This window comes from Pseudomonas sp. SWI36 (assembly GCF_002948105.1).
GTDB classification, from domain to species: Bacteria; Pseudomonadota; Gammaproteobacteria; order Pseudomonadales; family Pseudomonadaceae; genus Aquipseudomonas; species Aquipseudomonas alloputida.
Map to the genome: position 1 here is coordinate 4,290,649 of NZ_CP026675.1, position 17,887 is coordinate 4,308,535.

15 protein-coding genes are annotated in these 17,887 nt (G+C 62.9%); 7 read left to right on the forward strand and 8 right to left on the reverse strand.

Annotated elements, in window-relative coordinates; translation table 11 throughout:
* Positions 1-181 precede the first annotated feature (181 nt).
* Both rlmKL and C4Q27_RS20515 read left to right on the forward strand, forming a co-directional pair.
* Entirely contained in the window at positions 182-2,374 is a 2,193-nt protein-coding gene (gene rlmKL, locus C4Q27_RS20510; RefSeq protein ID WP_012053184.1) for a bifunctional 23S rRNA (guanine(2069)-N(7))-methyltransferase RlmK/23S rRNA (guanine(2445)-N(2))-methyltransferase RlmL, read from the forward strand.
* A gap of 94 nt (positions 2,375-2,468) precedes the next feature.
* Positions 2,469-4,859 carry a diguanylate cyclase gene (locus C4Q27_RS20515; protein ID WP_064491092.1) on the forward strand — a complete coding sequence of 797 codons (2,391 nt, stop codon included), beginning with the start codon at positions 2,469-2,471 and terminating at the stop codon, positions 4,857-4,859.
* Positions 4,860-4,989: 130 nt separating this feature from the next.
* Here C4Q27_RS20515 and dacB read toward each other — a convergent pair whose 3' ends face one another.
* From dacB to C4Q27_RS20555, 8 genes are all read right to left on the reverse strand, one after another.
* Positions 4,990-6,444 (reverse strand): D-alanyl-D-alanine carboxypeptidase/D-alanyl-D-alanine-endopeptidase, encoded by a 1,455-nt coding sequence (dacB, locus tag C4Q27_RS20520; RefSeq protein WP_049586694.1) that lies wholly within the window; start codon positions 6,442-6,444, stop codon positions 4,990-4,992.
* A 200-nt stretch (positions 6,445-6,644) separates the two neighbouring features.
* Positions 6,645-6,989, reverse strand: a complete 345-nt coding sequence (locus C4Q27_RS20525) for a YggL family protein (protein WP_003248695.1) — start codon at positions 6,987-6,989, stop codon at positions 6,645-6,647.
* Positions 6,990-7,030: 41 nt separating this feature from the next.
* Entirely contained in the window at positions 7,031-10,663 is a 3,633-nt protein-coding gene (locus C4Q27_RS20530) for an ATP-binding protein (protein WP_104887290.1), read from the reverse strand.
* Positions 10,664-10,671: 8 nt separating this feature from the next.
* Positions 10,672-11,289 (reverse strand): response regulator transcription factor, encoded by a 618-nt coding sequence (locus C4Q27_RS20535; protein ID WP_003248700.1) that lies wholly within the window; start codon positions 11,287-11,289, stop codon positions 10,672-10,674.
* A 282-nt stretch (positions 11,290-11,571) separates the two neighbouring features.
* Complete coding sequence (locus tag C4Q27_RS20540) at positions 11,572-12,903, reverse strand: deoxyguanosinetriphosphate triphosphohydrolase (RefSeq protein WP_014753953.1); 1,332 nt, start codon at positions 12,901-12,903, stop codon at positions 11,572-11,574.
* A 148-nt stretch (positions 12,904-13,051) separates the two neighbouring features.
* Entirely contained in the window at positions 13,052-13,381 is a 330-nt protein-coding gene (locus C4Q27_RS20545; protein ID WP_020192627.1) for a hypothetical protein, read from the reverse strand.
* Entirely contained in the window at positions 13,378-13,752 is a 375-nt protein-coding gene (locus C4Q27_RS20550; protein WP_010953103.1) for a phage holin family protein, read from the reverse strand. The genes C4Q27_RS20545 and C4Q27_RS20550 overlap by 4 nt, the downstream gene beginning before the upstream one ends.
* A gap of 9 nt (positions 13,753-13,761) precedes the next feature.
* The gene (locus tag C4Q27_RS20555) at positions 13,762-14,076 is read right to left on the reverse strand and encodes a YqjD family protein (protein ID WP_010953104.1); all 315 of its coding nucleotides are present in this window, start codon (positions 14,074-14,076) and stop codon (positions 13,762-13,764) included.
* 312 nt (positions 14,077-14,388) lie between these two features.
* Here C4Q27_RS20555 and C4Q27_RS20560 point away from each other — a divergent pair, with 312 nt between their 5' ends.
* The 5 genes from C4Q27_RS20560 to C4Q27_RS20580 all read left to right on the forward strand — a co-directional run bounded on the left by C4Q27_RS20560 (position 14,389) and on the right by C4Q27_RS20580 (position 17,760).
* Positions 14,389-15,597, forward strand: a complete 1,209-nt coding sequence (locus C4Q27_RS20560; protein WP_064491093.1) for an ammonium transporter — start codon at positions 14,389-14,391, stop codon at positions 15,595-15,597.
* A 73-nt stretch (positions 15,598-15,670) separates the two neighbouring features.
* A complete protein-coding gene (locus C4Q27_RS20565; protein ID WP_010953106.1) occupies positions 15,671-15,910 on the forward strand; it encodes a glutaredoxin family protein in 240 nt (79 codons plus the stop codon).
* 108 nt (positions 15,911-16,018) lie between these two features.
* On the forward strand, positions 16,019-16,450 hold the full coding sequence (locus C4Q27_RS20570) for a D-Ala-D-Ala carboxypeptidase family metallohydrolase (protein ID WP_064491094.1): 432 nt from the start codon (positions 16,019-16,021) through the stop codon (positions 16,448-16,450).
* A 65-nt stretch (positions 16,451-16,515) separates the two neighbouring features.
* Positions 16,516-16,824: a hypothetical protein gene (locus C4Q27_RS20575; RefSeq protein WP_014591801.1), complete on the forward strand. Its 309-nt coding sequence runs from the start codon at positions 16,516-16,518 to the stop codon at positions 16,822-16,824.
* Between the two features lie 51 nt (positions 16,825-16,875).
* Entirely contained in the window at positions 16,876-17,760 is an 885-nt protein-coding gene (locus tag C4Q27_RS20580; protein ID WP_014591800.1) for a pseudouridine synthase, read from the forward strand.
* Positions 17,761-17,887: the final 127 nt, after the last annotated feature.

Here is a 17,887-nt window from a genome sequence, read left to right on the forward strand (position 1 = left end):
GATGATCTAAGCTGTCCTTGCCACTGGGCCAGGCACGGATCGGTCAGGCGGCCCGGCTTTTCTGCAGCACGTTGTGTGTCGCAGAAGGCCACCCGCACGCCTGCTGGAAAGGTGTACGGGCAAACATCGCGGGGCGATGCGTCGCCCCGTCAGTCAAATAGCCCAAGGCGCTGGAATACTCATGTCGGACCGTTTCGAACTTTACCTTACCTGTCCCAAAGGCCTTGAAAGCCTGCTCGCCGAAGAGGCCAAGGGCCTCGGCCTTGACGAGGTGCGCGAGCACACCTCGGCCATTCGCGGCGCCGCCGACATGGAAACTGCTTACCGCCTGTGTGTCTGGTCACGTCTGGCCAACCGCGTATTGCTGGTGCTCAAGCGCTTCTCGATGAAGAACGCCGACGACCTTTACGACGGCGTGCACGCGGTCGACTGGGCCGACCACCTGGCAGCCGACGGCACCCTGGCTGTGGAGTTCAGCGGCCATGGCTCTGGCATCGACAATACCCACTTCGGTGCGCTGAAGGTCAAGGATGCGATCGTCGACAAGCTGCGTAACCGCGAAGGCCTGCGCCCGTCCGTGGAAAAGATCGACCCTGACGTGCGTGTGCATCTGCGCCTGGACCGCGGGGAGGCCATTTTGTCCCTCGACCTGTCCGGGCACAGCCTGCACCAGCGTGGCTACCGCCTGCAGCAAGGCGCCGCGCCGCTGAAGGAAAACCTGGCGGCAGCGGTGCTGATCCGTGCTGGCTGGCCGCGTATCGCTGCCGAAGGTGGTGCGCTGGCCGACCCGATGTGCGGTGTGGGTACCTTCCTGGTCGAGGCCGCGATGATCGCCGCCGATATCGCCCCCAACCTCAAGCGCGAACGCTGGGGCTTCAGTGCCTGGCTCGGCCATGTGCCGGCGCTGTGGCGCAAGGTGCATGACGAAGCGCAGGCGCGCGCGCAGGCCGGCCTGGCCAAGCCACCGCTGTGGATCCGTGGCTATGAGGCTGACCCGCGGCTGATCCAGCCGGGCCGCAACAACGTCGAGCGTGCCGGCCTGGGCGACTGGGTGAAGATCTACCAGGGCGAAGTGAGCACCTTCGAGCCACGCCCGGACCAGAACCAGAAAGGCCTGGTCATCAGCAACCCGCCCTACGGTGAGCGTCTGGGTGACGAAGCCAGCCTGCTGTACCTCTATCAGAATCTGGGTGAGCGCCTGCGCCAGGCCTGCATGGGCTGGGAAGCAGCGGTATTCACCGGTGCGCCGCAACTGGGCAAGCGCATGGGCATTCGTAGCCACAAGCAGTACGCGTTCTGGAACGGCGCATTGCCGTGCAAGCTGCTGCTGTTCAAGGTGCAGCCGGACCAGTTCGTCACCGGTGAACGCCGCGAAGCGCAGCCTGAAGGCACCGAAGCCCGACAGCAGGTGCCGCAGGCCAGCGAGCCCGCGCGGCTCTCGGAAGGGGCGCAGATGTTTGCCAACCGCCTGCAGAAGAACCTCAAGCAACTGGGCAAGTGGGCCCGTCGCGAGCAGATCGACTGCTACCGGCTGTACGATGCCGACATGCCCGAATATGCCCTCGCGGTCGACCTGTATCAGGACTGGGTACACGTGCAGGAATACGCCGCGCCACGTTCAGTCGACCCGGACAAGGCTCAGGCCCGTCTGCTCGACGCACTGGCTGCCATCCCGCAGGCGCTGGGCATTTCGCCGCAGCGTGTAGTGCTCAAGCGTCGCGAGCGGCAGAGCGGCACGCGCCAGTATGAACGCCAGGCTACCGAGGGCCGCTTCCAGGAGGTGAACGAAGGTGGCGTCAAGCTGCTGGTCAACCTCACCGACTACCTGGATACCGGGCTGTTCCTCGACCACCGCCCGATGCGTATGCGCATCCAGCGCGAGGCTGCCGGCAAGCGCTTCCTCAACCTCTTCTGCTACACCGCCACGGCCACTGTGCATGCGGCCAAGGGTGGTGCGCGCAGCACTACCAGCGTCGACCTGTCGAAAACCTACCTGGACTGGGCACGGCGTAACCTGGCGCTCAATGGCTATTCCGAGCGCAACCGCCTGGAGCAGAGCGATGTAATGGCCTGGCTGGAAGGCAACCGTGACAGCTACGACCTGATCTTCATCGACCCGCCAACCTTCTCCAACTCCAAGCGTATGGAAGGCGTATTCGACGTGCAGCGTGACCATGTGCAGCTGTTGGACCTGGCCATGGCCCGTCTGGCGCCGGGGGGCGTGCTGTATTTCTCCAACAACTTCCGCAAGTTCCAGCTGGACGAGCACCTGATGGCGCGTTACGTGGTGGAAGAAATCAGCGCCCAGACCCTGGACCCGGACTTCGCCCGTAACAACCGTATCCACCGCGCCTGGCGTTTGCAGCTTCGTTGAGGCGACGAGGTACATTGCGCGGCTAATGGCCAATAGCTATAACTGAGGGCAGGGCAAGATAATCCGCAGGACGCTGACGTGACGAGATGGGTGTATGTCAAAGTGTGGCGTGCGTGCGCGGTTGCTTGGCTTGTGCACAGAGAGGGCGTCCGCCTGGGCGATGGCGCTGATTGCACTGGTGGCGGGCGGCTTGTTGACCGCTGCCTTGGCATTTGCCGCGCACACCTTCTACAAACAGCAGCTGCGCCAGCGCTTCGAGCTACTGGCCAGCGAGCGCGCCAGCCGTATTGCCGAGCGCTTTGACGAACAGCAGCAGCGCCTGGACGGGCTGCGGCGGTTCTTCAGTTTTTCCAGCGAGATCACCCCGCGCGAATTCGACGGCTATGCCCGACCACTGCTGCAACGCACCTTGGCCTATGCCTGGGCGCCGCGCGTCGAGGCTGCGCAACGCGCCGAATTCGAGCGCCTGGCCAGTGCCCATACCGGCCCAGGTTATGTGATCCGTGACCAGGACGCGCAAGGCCAATGGCGCCCGGCTTCGCAGCGCGACCATTACTTCCCGGTGCTCTATACCCAATCGAGCGAGCGGCCCGGGTTGCCTTACGGCCTGGACCTCGCTGGTCAAAGCGAGCCCCAGGCGGCCCTGGCGCGGGCGCTGGCGCCGGGCAGCATGGCGGTGTCCGAGCCATTGGCCCTGTTCGATACCCACTCGGCAGAGCGCGGCCTGCTGATGGTGGCGCCGGTATTTTCCGATGCCGATCCCCGCGGTGCGGCAGTGGGCTATGTGATGGCGTTGCTGAGCATGCGCGAGCTGGTCAGCGACGGTCGACCGGTAGCGGTTGATGACAACCTGGTCGTGCGCATCACGGACCCGTCCGGGTTACAAGGCCCCGTCGTGTTGTTCGACTCGCAAAATCCGGTCGCGCCCTTGGCTCTGGCCAGCAATCAGTTGTTGCGCCTGGCCGATCACCATTTCCAGCTGAGCATTCAGCCAAGCCAGGCCTTCGCGCAGGCGAACCGCTCCTCGGCGGTGATGGCGGTCGGTTTGTTGGGCGGACTGTTGAGCCTGTTGCTCAGCGTGCTGCTCTACAGCCTGTTCAGCCAGCGTCAGCGCGCCCTGGCCCTGGTCGCTCAGCGTACTGCCGAGTTGCAGGTCAGCGAGCAGTCGTTGCGTGGCACCCACAACCAACTGCGCAGTGTGCTGGATGCCGCGACCCAGGTGGCGATCATCGCCACCAACCTCAAGGGGGTGGTCAGCACGTTCAACGCCGGTGCCGAACGCATGCTCGGTTACGCGGCCAGAGAAGCGATCGGCCGCTTGCGCCTTGAAGACCTGGTACTGCCGGAGGAGCTGAACCTGCGTGCCCAGGCCTTGAGCTTGCGTTTTGGCCGCGCCATTGCTGGCGGCCAGGCGATGTTCGCTGAAACGGTGCAGGAGCACGGGGCCGAGCCTGGCGAGTGGACCTTGCTACGGGCCGATGGCAGCCAGCTGGTCGCCAACATGCTGGTGACTGCCATGCTCGACGAACAGGGGTTGTGGGTTGGCTACCTGGCCATCTGCATTGACGTGACCGAGCGGCGCCGGGTGCATGAGGCGTTGGCAGCGCGTGACCGGTTGCTGGAAAAGCTCAGTGCCGAGGTGCCGGGCGGCATCTACCAATATCGCCTGGATGCCAACGGCCATTCGTGTTTTCCATACGCCAGCATGGGCCTGTATGACATTTATGAGATCGACCTGATGCAGTTGCGTGAGGATGCCTCGGGGGTGTTCGAACGTATCCACCCCGATGACCTGGAACGCGTGCGCCGCTCGGTGCGCTATTCGGCCGAACACCTGTCACCCTGGCGCGAGGAGTATCGGGTCTGCCTGCCACGGGCCGGACTGCGCTGGGTGCGTGGCGAGGCGACCCCGGAAGTGGGCGAGCAGGGCTGCACCCTGTGGCATGGCTACCTGACTGACATCTCCGACCTGAAGGGCGTGGAGGAAGAGTTGCGGGCGCTGTCGGTCACCGACTCGCTGACCGGTATCCATAACCGTCGCTATTTCCAGGAGCGGCTCAAGATCGAACTGGAAAGGGCCCAGCGCGATGGCTTGCCGCTGGCGGTGATCATGCTCGACATCGATCACTTCAAGCGCATCAACGACCGCTTCGGCCATGCCGTCGGCGACCGGGTGCTACGTAGCCTGTGCCAGCGCATCGCTCAGCGTTTGCGGCGTACCGATGTGTTCTGCCGCTTGGGCGGGGAAGAGTTCATGGTGCTTTGCCCGGGCAGCGATGCCGATCAGGCCCGGCTGCTGGCGCTGGAGTTATGGCAAGGGGTGCGCAATGTGCCGGTGGAAGGCGTGGGCCAGGTGACTGCAAGCTTCGGTGTGGCGGGCTGGCGGTCGGGCGAAGGCGCCGATGCCTTGCTGTTGCGCGCCGATGCCGGCGTGTATGCGGCCAAACAGGCCGGGCGGGACCGGGTGGAGGGGGAGTCGGCCTAAGCGCTGTCGGTTGCCGGTACCGAGCCTTTCGCGGCGAAAACCGCTCCTACAGGTTGCACAGGTTTGGTAAGCCGTGCTCACCCCTGTAGGAGCGGGTTCACCCGCGAAAAGGCCAATACAGGCTAACCAATCAATTAGCTGCTGTACTGCCAGCCAGCTTCGGCTGGCGATACAGGTCAAGCAACACCTGATCCAGCACCTGCGAGGCACCCCACGGTTTCGGGTCGTTGAGAATCGCCGCTACCGCCCAGGTATGGCCGTTGCTGTCGCGGCTGAAGCCGGCAATCGCCCGCACAGTGTTCAGTGTGCCGGTCTTGATGTGCCCTTCGCCGGCCATCGCGGTGCGCTTGAGACGCTTGCGCATCGTGCCGTCCATGCCCACCAGCGGCATCGAGCTCATGAACTCGGCAGCGTAAGGGCTCTTCCAGGCGGCTTTCAGCATCTCGGCCATTTCCCGGGTACTGACCCGTTCGGCACGCGACAGGCCAGAGCCGTTTTCCATCACCAGATGCGGCGCGGTGATGCCCTTTTTCGCCAGCCATTGGCGTACCACGCGCTGGGCAGCACGGGCGTCGTCGCCATCGGCATCGGTGCGGAACTGCGCGCCAAGGCTCAGGAACAGCTGCTGGGCCATGGTGTTGTTGCTGTACTTGTTGATGTCGCGGATCACTTCCACCAGGTCTGGCGAGAAGGCGCGGGCCAGCAGGCGAGCACTCTTGGGCACATTCTCGATGCGGTCGCCACCCTGGATGTTGCCACCCAGTTCGTTCCAGATTGCGCGCACGGCACCGGCGGCGTAGGTGGAATGGTCGAGCAGCGACAGGTAGGTTTGCGAGTTGCAGCCGTCACCCAGTTGGCCGCTGACCGTGACACTGATGCCGTCGGCCTGGGGCACCGGGTTGTAGCGCACATCACCGGTGCATTTCTTCGAGGCTACCGGCTTGACCTGGTTGTCAATGCGGATGCGGGCAATCGGCGGCTCGACTGCAACGGTGACCTTGCCACCATCATTGCGCGCCACGAAGCGCAGGGCCTTGAGGTTGACCAGCAGCGAGTCGGGCTTGACCAGGAACGGCTTGTTTTCATCACCGCCGTCGTCGTTGAACTGCGGCAGGTTGGGTTGCACGAAGTGGCTGCGGTCCAGCACCAGGTCACCGGTGACGGTGCGCACGCCATTGGCGCGCAGGTCACGCATCAGCAGCCACAGCTTTTCCATGTTCAGTTTGGGGTCACCGCCACCTTTAAGGTAGAGGTTACCGTTAAGCACTCCGTTGCTCAGGGTGCCGTCGGTGTAGAACTCGGTTTTCCACTGGAAGGTCGGGCCAAGCAGTTCGAGGGCGGCGTAGGTGGTGACCAGTTTCATGGTCGACGCCGGGTTCACCGACACATCGGCATTGAACACGGTCGGGGTGCCGGGGCCGTCCAGCGGCAGCATCACCAGCGACAGTGCGGTGTCCTGCAGCTTGTTGGCCTTGAGCGCCTGCTGCACTTTGGCAGGCAGGGTGGTATTGACGGCGGCGTGGCTGGGCAAGGCAAGTGGCAACAGCAGGCCGGCAAGTATGAGGGGACGAAGCGTTTTGATCATAGCGAGTGAATACCCTGCGGCGAGGGAAAAGGGCTTTGGGGCTGTAAGAGATGATGGCCCCACGACGTAAACAGTACGCATTATGCCCCAAGCGCAGCCGCGATGCGTCACGTTCGACGGAAAAGCATCGCCAATAAAAAGGCCACCCGAATGGGGTGGCCTTTTCAGCAATCAACCTTTCAGCCCGAAGCTGACAAGTATCACTCAGCCTTGTTGATAGGCTTTTCCGGGTACCAGGCATCCAGCAGCGGGCTGACTTCGATCTTGGTCAGTTCGCTGCGGCCTTTGAGCCAGGCTTCAACGGCAGCGCGCTGTTCTTCGCTGACCGAGCCGCGTTTGACCGAGCACACCAGGCCGAAATCGTCACCGCCTACATAATCCAGGCCGTTGGCGTCCATGGCTTCTTCCAGGAACGCGTCGAGGAAAGCATCGATTGCCTGGTCATCCAGATCTTCCTTGAATTCCAGGTTCAGCTCGAAGCCCAATTCCTGAAACTCGTCGACACACAGCTTCTTGCGCAGACGACGGGAGCGGTTTGTGGCCATGAAACAATCCTCTTAGGTAATAACGCCGCGCAGTCTACCAGTTAACACGTGTGGTTGCCTGCCTGAGTATCCGTGCTTGTGGCCAATTCCTTGGCCAGGGCACGTTCCACTCGGCACATATGCCGTGCCAGTGCCTGGCGCCGCAGGCGCACCTGGGCAATGGGCAAGTCGCTGGCCTCGAGGGCTTCACACGCCGCCATCAGGTCAGGGGCTTCCAGCATGCGCGCGGCGCTGAGCACCTTGTGGGCCTGCTCGGCAATGGCGCCGCTGTCGTGTTGCGGGTGAAGCGCCATCAGGCTGGCCAGGTCGGCCTGAAGGCTCTGATGCAAGGTTACCAGGAAGCGCTGACGGTCAACCGGGTCAGGCCCGACCACGGCGGCCAGGCCGTCCAGCTGGTACAGCTTGCGTCGGGGGCGTTGCTGGCGGCGCGGGCGAATGCCAGCCAGGCGCTGGCTGAGGGTGCTCAGGCTGATGGGCTTGAGCAGACAGTCGTCCATGCCGGCGGTCAGGCACTTGCGGCGTACTTCCGGCTGTGCGTTGGCGGTATAGCCGAGGATGGTGCAGGGTGGTCGCTTGCCATGGCGTTCTTCGGCACGCACGGCAGTCGCCAGCTGGTAACCGTTCATGTGCGGCATGTTGCAGTCGAGTACCAGCACATCGAAGTCGCCTTCCCGCCAGGTCGCCAGGCCTTCCTGCCCATCGCGGGCGCTGGCGTGCTCCAGGCCCAGGTAGCCAAGTTGTTGCGCCATCAGTTGCAGGTTGGCCGGGTGATCATCGATGACCAGCACGTTCAGCCGTGGGTCGGGCACGTCGAGCTGCTCGGGCAGCGGTTTGGGCTGCTCTGCGCCATCCACCCGTTGCAGCGGCATCTTCAGGCGCACCTGGGTACCGACATCCTCCAGGCTCTTCATGGACAGGCTGCCGCCCATCATTTCGCACAGGTTGCGGCAGATGGCCAGGCCCAGCCCGGTACCTGCGCGGGCGCCCTGGCTGTGCGGGTTGGCCTGGATGAACGGGTTGAACAGGCGCTGCAGGTCGTCGGGGTGGATGCCGATGCCACTGTCGCGCACCTCCAGCTCCAGTACGGCTGGTGTGCTGGTTCCGTCATCCAGCAGCCTGACGCAGATGCGCACCTGACCGTGCTCGGTGAACTTGATGGCATTGCTCACCAGGTTGGACAGCACCTGCTTGAAGCGCAGCGGGTCAAGCAGGACATGGCAGCGTGCGGCCGGGGCGATCTGCACCTCCAGGGCCAGGCCTTTCTGCCGCGCCTGGCCATCGAAAATGCGCGCCACCGATTCGACCAGCGCCGCCAGGTCGACCACCTCCGGGGCCAGGGACAAGTGCCCGGACTCGATGCGCACGATGTCGAGAATGTCACCGATCAGGCCTAGCAGGTCTTTGGCCGAATGGTGTGCCAGTTCCAGCGCGCTGCGGTCCACCCGGCCCTGGTCGGCGCGCTTGACCGCCAGTTCCAGCATGCCGATGACGGCATTCATCGGGGTGCGGATTTCGTGGCTGATGGTCGCCAGGAACGTGCTCTTGGCCCGGTTGGCATCGTCGGCCTGCTGCTTGGCCTGGCGCAGCTCCAGGACCAGTTGGCGGCGTTCGCTGATGTCGATCCAGCCGCCGATGATGCCCTGCACCTCACCCAGGGAGTCGCGGTACGGCAGGATCCAGTGGTAGATGGTCAGGTCCCGGCCCTTGATCCGTAATGGACGGTCCTTGATCAGTGGTGAACCCGCCGCCATGACTTTCTGGTAATCCGCCTGGATCTGCCGAGCCTGCTCGGAATCGGCAAACAGGCTGTCCTTGAGTTTTTTGCCGATCACCTGATCGGAGCGGGCCTGCACGGCTTCAAGGTAGCTGTAGTTGCAACTTTTCAGGCAACCCTCGCGGTCGCGCACATACATGGGGTGGGGCGTACCGTTGAGCAGGGCGCGCATGAATGCCAACTGGTCGTTCAGCGCGCGTTCGGCGCGCTGGCGCTGGCGAATCTGCAGGCGCAGGCGGGCATTCCAGAGCAGGGCAAGCAACAAAAGCACGGCCGTGGCCAGCACCACCTGCAGGGCAAGGCGGCTGTAGCCTTTTGTGTTGTCATCCTCATGCCTGCCAAAGCCACGCCAGCGGTTGTTGATTACCCCCAGCTCCTCCGGTGAGATGCTCAGCAAGGCCTTGTCGAGGATCGACAACAGCGCCGGTGACGGGGCAATGGTGGCCATGGCGAAATTGGCGGGTTCGCTGCCGACCGAGGTGCGGATGACCAGTTCGGGGTTGCTGGCCAAGGCGTGATTGGCGTCGATCAGGGTGGTGATCACCGCATCGACAGCCCCGCTGTTGAGCAACGCCATGGAGTAGAACGCGCTTTCGGTCTCGACCCAGCTTATCTTTGGGTAGTCCCGGGACAGCATGGCGTTCATGGTGCTGTAGCGGGTAATGGCGATACGATGCCCCTGCAACTGCTCCAGTGAACTCAATGCATTGTTGTCCTTGTGGTTGACCAGCACATAGGCGCTTTCGAGATAGGGGCGGCTGATTTGCAGGTCGTCCCCTGCTTTGCCGGCGCTGGCCAGTGCGGCGATGACATCGGCCCGGCCATCCTTGAGGCGGGCGACCATGTCGGCAATGCCACTGGCGCGCTGCACTTCGAAACGCAACCCGGTGCGCAGGCGAATGAGGTCCAGCAGGTCGGCGGTGATGCCTCGGAAATGCCCCGAATCATCGAAGTAGGACAGTGGGGCAGCCGCGTCATCGGCTGCCACGCGCATCACGGGGTGCTTCTCCAGCCACTGCTGCTCGGCCGCGCTCAATTGCAGTTGGCGATCGCTCAGTAACAGGTCGCTGCCGGCGCTCCAGCGCTTGAAGATACTGGAGCGAATGGCCGGGCTTTGCCTGTCCAGGATGGTGTTTACCAGGTCCAGCAGCACGGTATCTTGCTGACGCAAGGCAAAACCGAAGCCGATGGCCTCGTGTTTGCCGAAGTTGGCCATGCGCAGGCGGGGCAGATGACCACGGTTGAGCTGGTAGTGCGTGGAGATGGTATCGCCGATGAACACGTCGGCCTGCCCGAACGCGACAGCATTCAGTGCCTGGCTGGAAGAACCGAAGGCCAGCAGCTCGGCCTTGGGGTAGGCGGTGAGTACTTCTTGTCTGGGCAAATAGTGGTAGAGCATGCCCAGGCGCATGCCGGCAAGGTCCGTGTCCAGTGCCCGGTTTTCGTCTTCACGCGTTACCAGTACAGGTTGGTCGACGGCATAGGGGCGCGACAGTGCCAGGCCGTCACTGGCCGCTTCGTAGCCATTGGCGCTGCCCAGCAGGTCGATATCACCGTGCCTGAGCGCCTCCACCGCCGCCTGCCGGCTGGAGAAACGCAGCACCCTCACTGGCAACTGCAAGGCCTTGCCGATCAGGTTTGCATACTCGGCGGTCAGGCCCTGGTAGTCGTTGCCGCCACCGGTGATATCGAACGGTGGATAGTCGGGTGCCGACGTGCCCAGCACCAGTTCCTGCCGGCCTTCGAGCCATTGCCGTTGTTCGGGCGTGAGCACGGGCTGGACGGGGCGGGCCGATGAGCGCGCCAGCAACGTAAAGGACGCGGCTTCGCGATGGCCAGCCTGCGTCGCGCCGCTGAGCAGCAGCAAGACGAGCAGCAGGCGATTGATAACTCGGGCCATGACCACGTTCAGACCAGCGCGTTGCGCTTGGCCATCTCGATCAGATCGACCAGCGTATTGACTTGCAGTTTGTGCATGAGGCGCTTCTTGTAGGTACTGACAGTCTTGCTGCTGAGGAACATGCCCTTGGCAATTTCCTTGTTGCTGCGGCCTTGGGCGAAAAGTTGAAGCACCATCAGTTCTCGGTCATTTACCTGGCGGAAAAGTTGCAGGTCGCTGTCGGTCGTCTGGTTGTTTTTTATTGCCTGGCTGGGGAAGTAGTTATACCCGGCCAGTACGGCCTTGATTGCACTGAGCAGTTCACTCAAGTCTTCCTGTTTGCAGACATAACCTGCTGCGCCCGAGTGCATGCAACGTACGGCAAACAATGCCGGGGACTGTGCGGTCAATACCAGAACCTTCAAGGGCAGGGCCATGCTCTGAAAGCGGGCCAGCACCTCCAGGCCGTCTAGCTTGGGGATGCTGATGTCGAGAATGACCAGGTCGGGGTTGCTCTCGCGGATCATCTGCATGGCGTCTACGCCGTTGTCCGACTCGCCGACAATCTTGTAATTCTGGTTTTCCAGCAGCATACGGACGGCCAGGCGAATCACCGGATGGTCGTCAACGATAAATATGGAGTGCATGTTCAACTTCCCTGCGGTCGATTGAGGGTGACAGTGGGCACCTTATCGCAGTTGGAAGTCCTCAGGCGTGCGAGGAATGGCTGTTAGGCCTATATGGGAAACGGCTTACAAGATAAAACAAAATGGGCTACGGAATAGGTGTGCTTAACTCGCTGTCAAAGCGATTTTGGTAACTTTTCATTAGTTTTTATTCGTGCCGTTTAGTGTGGCCCCCGTTGGTGTAGGAAGTTTCCTGCAAGCGTGGTGCAGCGCCTGGCCGAGCCTGCGCTGCACCGACGCGTTTCAGGTCGGGCTGGAGCGCCCGGTCATCTCCCGGGCCATTTCGCTGGCATAGCTGTCGGTCATGCCGGCGATGAAGTCGATCATGCGCAGGAAGGCGCTGTGCAACGAGGCATGCGGGTCTGGCGCATTGTTGCCGATCAGGTCCAGCACCCTGCGACTCTTGAACGATGGCGTACGTCCACCGTGCTGCTCGAGGGCTGCACCGCAGAACGTGTTCAGCAGAATCTCCAGGGTGGTGTAGGCGCCGATCTCGTGCAGGGTCTTGCGTTTGTCCTGGAAGATCTTGTTGCGCGCCATGTCCTTGGCTTGCAGTACACAGCGTTTGGCTGGGCCATGCATGTGTTCCACCAGGTCGCCCGGCAGTTGCCCGGCCAGCAACGCCTGCTGCTGCTCGACGAATGCGTGGGCGGCGGCGTTGGTCAGGTGCTCGATAGCCTTGCCGCGCAGGATGGCCAGTTTGCGCCGACGAGAATCGCGTGGGCCGAGCTGGCGGTAGGTTTCTGGCAGGTCTTCGCCGACCAGGTCGAGCAACAGCGCCTCGACTTCTGCGTATTGCAGCAGCTCCATTTCCAGGCCGTCTTCCAGGTCGATCAGCGCGTAGCAGATGTCATCGGCAGCCTCCATCAGATACACCAGCGGGTGGCGCGCCCAGCGCTGGTGTTCCAGCTGCGGCAGGCCGAGTTTGCGGGCGATCTGTTCGAGCAGGGGCAGTTCGCTCTGATAGCTGCCGAACTTGTGCTTCTTGTAGCCCAGGGCGTCGGCGTGGCGGGCGCTCCACGGGTACTTGAGGTAGGTGCCGAGGGTGGCATAGGTCAGCCGGGTCCCCCCATCGAACTGGTGGTATTCCAGTTGGGTGAGCACGCGAAAGCCCTGGGCATTGCCTTCGAAGTTGAGAAAGTCGGCCCGTTCGTCATCGCTCATGTCGTCCAGCCAGCCACGCCCGGCCGCCTGCTGGAACCAGTGGCGAATGGCGTCTTCGCCGGAGTGGCCGAATGGCGGGTTGCCGATGTCGTGGGCCAGGCAGGCTGACTGCACGATCATCCCCAGGTCACTGGGGGCGCACCAGTCCGGCAGGTTGTCGCGCAGGGTCTCGCCGACGCGCATCCCCAGCGAGCGGCCGACGCAGCTGACTTCCAGCGAATGAGTCAGGCGCGTATGGATATGGTCGTTGCTCGACACCGGGTGCACCTGGGTCTTGCGGCCGAGGCGGCGGAAGGCACCGGAGAAAATGATGCGGTCGTGGTCTTTGTGGAAGGGGCTGCGCCCGAGTTCATCGGCGCTGTACAGGGCTTTGCCCAGCCGTTCGCGGGTAAGCAAGGTGTGCCAGTCCAAGGCGCGGTCTCCTGTCGTTCGAAGGCAGCAGCATACCCTGCAGGAAGCGCATTGTGCTGCGAAGAAGAGGCCAGCCCCACGATGCATTCGTATCGATGGAACGGGCCTCTTCGCAGCACAAGGCTGCTTCTGCCGGGGCGAACCCTGGTCAGGGGCGGCGGCTGCCTTGCAGGTAGAGGCGTACCAGTGGCAACAGGGTGCTGCCCAACCGTATCAGGCGTGTCAGGTTGCCGCTGCGTACGCCTTTGCCGGTGAGAAATCCCAGCGCCACCACGGCACCGATGCCCCACAGTGGCGCATGCTTGATACCCAGGCCTTCATGTAGCGAGCTGCCCATACCGCGCACGCGGCGCAGCGGTTCAAGCAACTGACCGGACTCATGACGGATTTCCTGGCGGTGCATTTCCATGCGCAGGCGCAGCAGCGCCTTGCGCAGTTCGCGCGGGTTACGCGTGTTTGGCAGTTCTGGCAGGCTCATGGCAACAGGCGCTCCCTGTCCTTGGCAAGTTCGTCGAGGGTGGCGCCGAAGGGCGATGATTCGTCGAACACCGCCGCCTTCAGGCGCACGCCGCAGTACAGTGCAGCAATGCCATAGAACACGCACAGACCAATGATACCGGCCAGTCGATAGCTGTCCCACAGCAGCACCAGCAGCAGCCCGGACAGCGCGGTCAGCAGCAGCAGGGCGAACACCAGCGCCAGGCCGGCGAACAGCAGCAGGCTCAAGGTACGGCCCTTCTGCTCCTGCAACTCGATACCGAACAGCTCGATGTGACTGTGCAGCAGCCCCAGCATGGCCGCGCCCAGGCGCTTGCCCGAAGCGCTGGCGCCGTTGGCGTCATTCTCCATGGGTTCCCCTTAGCGCCGGTTGGCCAGCAGACCGATCAACAGGCCGACGCCGGCGGCGATGCCGATTGCCCGCCACGGGTTTTCCTGCACGTACTGCTCGGCGCTGCCAAGCGCTGCCTGACCGCGTTCACGTACCGAGTCCTGGGTCAGTTGCAGGGTTTCGCGGGCCTGGGCCAGGCGCTCGTGAATCTGCTCGCGCAATTCGTCGGCCTGGTCGCCGGCCAGGTTGGCGGTGTCGGCCAGCAGCTTCTCGGTGTCGCGCACCAAGGCCTGGAAGTCAGCCATCAATATCTCTTGTGCATTCTTTGCCGATTTGCTGGCCATGGGTCTCTCCCTGTCGATGAGTGTTGGTACTTCGAGTGACAGCACGCATGGAAGGTTCAAGTGCGGCTGCTGGTATGGGCCTTGCTATGTTTTTGCCACGTTGCGGAGCGCCTGTGACCGGTTATGCGCCGATTCAGGGCGCCCGCGCAGCGGATACCGATAAACCTTAACCCAATCCACGACAAACCCAAGAAAAAACCACGCAGGCTTCACCCCGCTCACCTGAACAGGGTAGGGGCTGGCACCGATTCGGTGCAGGGATGCAGGTTCTTGAACTGTCCTGGTGCCTTTTTCAGCAGGTCTGCCTATTTCATGGAAAACATGCACAGCGCTATGGACTCTCTGGTCCACGGTTCCAACACCCTGTTCATTCTCATGGGCGCCATTCTGGTGCTGGCCATGCATGCCGGCTTCGCGTTCCTTGAAGTGGGCACGGTGCGCCACAAGAACCAGGTCAACGCCTTGTCGAAGATCCTCAGCGACTTCGCCATCTCGGCGCTGGTCTACTTCTTTATAGGCTACTGGATCGCCTATGGGGTCAACTTCTTCCAACCGGCGGCAACGCTGGCTGTCGACCATGGCTATGCGCTGGTCAAGTGTTTCTTCCTGCTGACCTTCGCGGCGGCGATTCCGGCGATCATCTCCGGAGGCATTGCCGAGCGGGCGCGGTTCGTGCCGCAGTTGTGCGCTACGGCGTTGATCGTGGCGTTCGTCTATCCGTTCTTCGAGGGTGTGGTGTGGAACGGTAATCTGGGCCTACAGGCTTGGCTGCAGGCACGCTTCGGCGCACCGTTCCACGACTTTGCCGGGTCTGTGGTGGTACACGCCATGGGGGGCTGGCTGGCGCTGGCGGCGGTGCTGCTGCTGGGGGCGCGCCGTGGGCGTTACCGCGATGGGCGTTTGGTGGCTTTTGCGCCATCGAGCATTCCCTTTCTGGCGCTGGGCTCGTGGATCCTCATCATCGGCTGGTTCGGCTTCAACGTCATGAGTGCCCAGACCTTGCAGGGCGTCAGCGGCCTGGTGGCGATCAACTCGCTGATGGCCATGGTGGGTGGCACCCTGTCAGCGTTGCTGGCCGGGCGCAACGACCCGGGCTTTCTGCATAACGGCCCGCTGGCCGGGCTGGTGGCGATTTGCGCAGGTTCCGATCTGATGCACCCGGTGGGTGCGCTCGCCACCGGCCTGGTGGCGGGGGCGCTGTTTGTCTGGACCTTCACCGCCGCGCAAAATCGCTGGAAAATCGACGACGTCCTGGGTGTGTGGCCGTTGCATGGTCTGTGTGGCGTGTGGGGTGGCATCGCCTGTGGCGTGTTCGGCCAGGTGGCGTTGGGTGGCATGGGCGGTGTCAGCCTGGTCAGCCAGTTGCTGGGCAGCCTGATGGGCGTGCTGGTGGCCTTGGCCGGTGGCTTTGCCGTGTACGGAGCAATTCGTGCGCTGCATGGCCTGCGCTTGAGCCATGAGCAGGAGTTCCAGGGCGCGGACCTGTCGCTGCACCGGATCGGTGCTACCAGCCAGGATTGAGCCAGGTCAGGTGCAGGGTGGGCGTGGCGCGCCTAGAATAGGCTTCTGTGTATGCCAACCCGGGACCTGCCACATGCTGCCTGAATGTCAACTGTTCGGCACCCTCGGCTGCCACCTCTGCGAAGTGGCCGAGGCTGTGTTGATGCCTCTCGTCGATCATGGCCTGCTGGTAGAGCTGGTCGACATCGCCGAGAGCGAGCCTTTGTTCGAGCGTTATGGCCTGATCATTCCGGTGCTGCGGCGCTGTGACAACGGCGCCGAGTTGCACTGGCCGTTCGATACCGAACAAGTGGTGGCCTTTCTTGGGCAATGATGGCTGCAGAGGAGTTGCAACCCTGCTCCATGATCTGTGAAGCGAGCTGATGATCCGGTGGAGGCGCACCGTCGCCGGTAACCTTCTCCATCATCGGAATAGCTCGCCATGTTGATCACTCCACATTTCACCCTCGATGAAATGACCGTTTCCCAGCTCGCCGCCCGCGACGGGTTCGATAATGCACCGCCCCTCGAAGCCAGGGCCAACCTGCAATTACTGTGTGGTGCGCTGGAACAGGTACGTGCGTTGTTCGACGCGCCCATCATCATCAGCAGCGGGTATCGCAGTGAAAGGGTCAATCGGTTGATCGGTGGCGCCTCCGATAGCCAGCACGTGCAAGGGCTGGCGGCGGACTTCACGGTGATCGAGGTCAGCCCGCGCGAGACCGTCCGGCGAATCAGCGAAAGTGCGGTGCCCTTCGATCAGCTGATCCTGGAATTCGACAGATGGGTGCATCTGTCGGTGACGCGCGGCACGCCACGCAGGCAGGTGCTGACCCTGCGCAAAGGCAGCGGCTACCTGGCGGGGTTGCAATGAAGCGCATTGACGGCAGCAAGGGGATGTTCGTATGCTGTATATAAATACAGTATCGAGGTGAAGCCATGCTCAATGTCGAGCAACTCAAGTACAGCGTCAACCGCATGCCCGTGGATCGGGTGGCTGACGCCGTTCTGGAACTGCGCCTCGAAGGCCTGGTGACGGGCGACTGCACGCCGTTCGGCAAAGTCCACTTCAATACCTGCTTCGCCGAGATCGAGGCCTTGTTCCAGCGGGCCGGTTATCACCGAGGGCTGGATGTGGTGGGCTATGAGGGGTTGCTCTATGCACTCTACGACCCTGGCCGCTGGGAGCCGGTGCAAGTACTGCGCTGGCTGAAGGATCGCTGCGAGGCGATGGCCCAGGCTGGTTGAGGGGGCGGGCTTGGGCGATAATGCGCGGCCATGAACGTCTCGAGCCCAGCCATGACCACGCCTTTCGACCCCGCCCGCCAGCAAGCCAGTACGGTGTGCCTGCCACCTGGTAACTGGGTCACGGTGCTCGATTGCTTGTGTGATCATTTCAAGGCTATCGACCGCGCCCAGTGGCTTGACCGCTTTGCCCGTGGCCGGGTGCTGGATGCCGAGGGGCAGGCAGTTGCCGCCGACCTGCCTTACAAGCGTGGCATGCGTTTGCATTATTTCCGCGAAGTGCCGAACGAACGGCCGATCCCGGTGCAGGAGGTGGTGCTGCATGTGGACGAGCACCTGGTGGTGGCCGATAAACCGCATTTCCTGCCGGTGACGCCGACCGGTGAATACGTCGAGCAGACCTTGTTGCGCCGCCTGATCCGGCGCCTGGACAACCCGCACCTGGTGCCGTTGCACCGCATTGACCGGCACACCGCCGGGCTTGTGCTGTTTTCCGCCAACCCGCACAGCCGCAGCGCCTACCAGCGGCTGTTCCCCGAGCGGCGTATCGACAAGCGTTACCAGGCCATTGCCGCTGCCATGCCACAGCATGCCTTTCCGCTGGTGCACAAAAGCCGCCTGGTGCATGGCGAGCCATTTTTCCGCATGCATGAGGTGGAGGGTGAGGCCAACAGTGAAACCCTGGCCGAGGTGCTGGAGAAGAACGGTGAGCGATGGCGCTATGGGCTGTCGCCCGTGACCGGCAAGACCCATCAGTTGCGTGTGCACATGGCGGCTTTGGGGGCAGGGATCAGCAATGACCCGTTCTATCCGCAATTGCTCAACGAAGAGGATGACTACCAGCGGCCGCTGAAACTGCTGGCGCAGAGCCTGCGTTTCGAGGACCCGCTGAGTGGCGAAGAGCGCTACTTCGAGAGCCGCTTGCGGTTGGACTGGTAACACAGCAAGCGGACTTGCCTGCTAAAGGGGCGGGCCTGCTGGCCAATCTCCACCCGCCGTTCACCGTTGCTGCTGCTACCGTATTCGCGGGTAAACCCGCTCCTACGCACGCATCGGTGGTTCGCCA

Bases quoted from the DNA above. Each gene is read 5' to 3' on its own strand.
- C4Q27_RS20565 (WP_010953106.1), top strand. From the start codon at position 15,671: ATGCTGCCTGAATGTCAACTGTTCGGCACCCTCGGCTGCCACCTCTGC.
- C4Q27_RS20550 (WP_010953103.1), bottom strand. From the start codon at position 13,752: ATGGAGAATGACGCCAACGGCGCCAGCGCTTCGGGCAAGCGCCTGGGC.
- C4Q27_RS20545 (WP_020192627.1), bottom strand. From the start codon at position 13,381: ATGAGCCTGCCAGAACTGCCAAACACGCGTAACCCGCGCGAACTGCGC.
- C4Q27_RS20560 (WP_064491093.1), top strand. From the start codon at position 14,389: ATGGAAAACATGCACAGCGCTATGGACTCTCTGGTCCACGGTTCCAAC.
- C4Q27_RS20525 (WP_003248695.1), bottom strand. From the start codon at position 6,989: ATGGCCACAAACCGCTCCCGTCGTCTGCGCAAGAAGCTGTGTGTCGAC.
- C4Q27_RS20580 (WP_014591800.1), top strand. From the start codon at position 16,876: ATGACCACGCCTTTCGACCCCGCCCGCCAGCAAGCCAGTACGGTGTGC.
- dacB (WP_049586694.1), bottom strand. From the start codon at position 6,444: ATGATCAAAACGCTTCGTCCCCTCATACTTGCCGGCCTGCTGTTGCCA.
- C4Q27_RS20570 (WP_064491094.1), top strand. From the start codon at position 16,019: ATGTTGATCACTCCACATTTCACCCTCGATGAAATGACCGTTTCCCAG.
- C4Q27_RS20530 (WP_104887290.1), bottom strand. From the start codon at position 10,663: ATGGCCCGAGTTATCAATCGCCTGCTGCTCGTCTTGCTGCTGCTCAGC.
- C4Q27_RS20555 (WP_010953104.1), bottom strand. From the start codon at position 14,076: ATGGCCAGCAAATCGGCAAAGAATGCACAAGAGATATTGATGGCTGAC.
- C4Q27_RS20575 (WP_014591801.1), top strand. From the start codon at position 16,516: ATGCTCAATGTCGAGCAACTCAAGTACAGCGTCAACCGCATGCCCGTG.
- C4Q27_RS20535 (WP_003248700.1), bottom strand. From the start codon at position 11,289: ATGCACTCCATATTTATCGTTGACGACCATCCGGTGATTCGCCTGGCC.
- rlmKL (WP_012053184.1), top strand. From the start codon at position 182: ATGTCGGACCGTTTCGAACTTTACCTTACCTGTCCCAAAGGCCTTGAA.
- C4Q27_RS20515 (WP_064491092.1), top strand. From the start codon at position 2,469: ATGTCAAAGTGTGGCGTGCGTGCGCGGTTGCTTGGCTTGTGCACAGAG.